The sequence below is a fragment of the Candidatus Magnetobacterium casense genome, assembly GCF_000714715.1.
GTDB classification, from domain to species: Bacteria; Nitrospirota; Thermodesulfovibrionia; order Thermodesulfovibrionales; family Magnetobacteriaceae; genus Magnetobacterium; species Magnetobacterium casense.
In genome coordinates this window covers 1-1,416 of sequence record NZ_JMFO01000061.1, presented here as the reverse complement: position 1 = coordinate 1,416, position 1,416 = coordinate 1, and the positions used below count along the sequence as shown (strand labels likewise).

Below are 1,416 nucleotides of genomic sequence, written 5' to 3'. Positions count from 1 at the left end.
CCTCGCCGAAGACATCCTGCAGCGACTGTGCCCGCAGGATGCGCGTAACCCACTGCTCCAGCGTGGGCAGGTCGGCAGAGGTGACGGTTCTTTCCACCCACGGTGGCATGGCCTGRAACTTGTCCTGYATCAGGTGCAACAGCATCATGGCAACGCCCTCCTGACGTCCTTCCTGACGTCCCTCCTGGCGTCCCTTCTCCTGTTCCTCGCGTGCAAAGATGGACAACATGGCGTTAATCTCCTCCTCTGGTTGTTCAGGGTTGATGTCATACAGGAACTGGCGCACCAACTCCCGGCTGACCCAGTCATATCGGGCAACAAGATAGTGCAGTACGGACACATGAAACCCGGTGGTATCACGCCGCAGCGCCTGTACGATGGTGGGAATGATCTTCTCCTTTGCCACACCGTCCAGGTTGACATATTTCAGAACCAGCATGCCAACCTGTCCGCGTGGTGTCAGGGTGGCAAACTCGGCATCATCACGCTGGGGCAACTGCACCAGCAGGTACTGTATTTCCGGCAGTAGCGGAGTGAGGCCAGGAGGAACCTGGTAAAGTCCGCTCAGGGTTCGCGGGTCCTGCCACTCTTCCCGGCCATGGTAGACAACCACGGTGATGATGGGCGGAATGGGACCCTGCCGGGAATGGTTGCGCTCCCAGTCGCGGATCCAGCTGGAGGCATAGGAGAGCAACTGCACCGGTACCCGGAATGTTCCGGATCTGGCAGAGCTTTTATGTTCGACAAGGGTGTAGACAAACCCCGTCATGTCGTTGACCATCCGGAAACGGCACAGGAAATCCCCCCGGTACTCATTCAGCTCCTGCTGGATGAAGGTGGCATCAACCAGTTCAACCGGATCGGCAGACAGGAATTGCGCAACATCCGGCGGCAACAGCCAGCGGACGACAGCATCCGCAGTGGCAGGATCGCTGATCATCTCCYKGAAAAACTTGTCGTGGACCTGTGGACTGGGGTCGGTCATGGTACCTCCTGCCTGCCTGTGGATCGGGTTTGTTGTTCACTCACCAGACTCAATGCTGCCGGCACACTTCCTCGCCGAAGACATCCTGCAGCGACTGGGCACTGAAAATACGGTCGCCCCAGTGCTCCAGCCGGGATGTATCGGCTGTCATGACCATGGTCTCGATTCCGGGCGGAACTGCCGCAAACCGGGCCCGCAGCATGCGCAACAGCATCGTGGCAACGCCCTCCTGACGTCCTTCCTGACGTCCCTTTTCCTGTTCCTCGCGTGCAAAGATGGACAACATGGCGTTAATCTCCTCCTCTGGTTGTTCAGGGTTGATGTCATACAGGAACTGGCGAACCAGACTCCCGGCTGACCCAGTCATATCGGGCAACAAGATAGTGCAGTACGGGCACATGGAACCCGGTGGTATCCCGCCGCAGCGCCTG

Annotated in this window: 2 protein-coding genes; both read right to left on the bottom strand. The window is 58.6% G+C overall.

The features are described 5' to 3' along the window. Positions 1 to 940 (bottom strand): Rpn family recombination-promoting nuclease/putative transposase (locus Mcas_RS15805; RefSeq protein WP_235203667.1); only part of this gene is annotated, 940 nt, incomplete at its 3' end. 94 nt (positions 941 to 1,034) lie between these two features. Then, on the bottom strand, positions 1,035 to 1,187 hold the full coding sequence (locus Mcas_RS19370) for a hypothetical protein (protein ID WP_353740396.1): 153 nt from the start codon (positions 1,185 to 1,187) through the stop codon (positions 1,035 to 1,037). Positions 1,188 to 1,416: the final 229 nt, after the last annotated feature.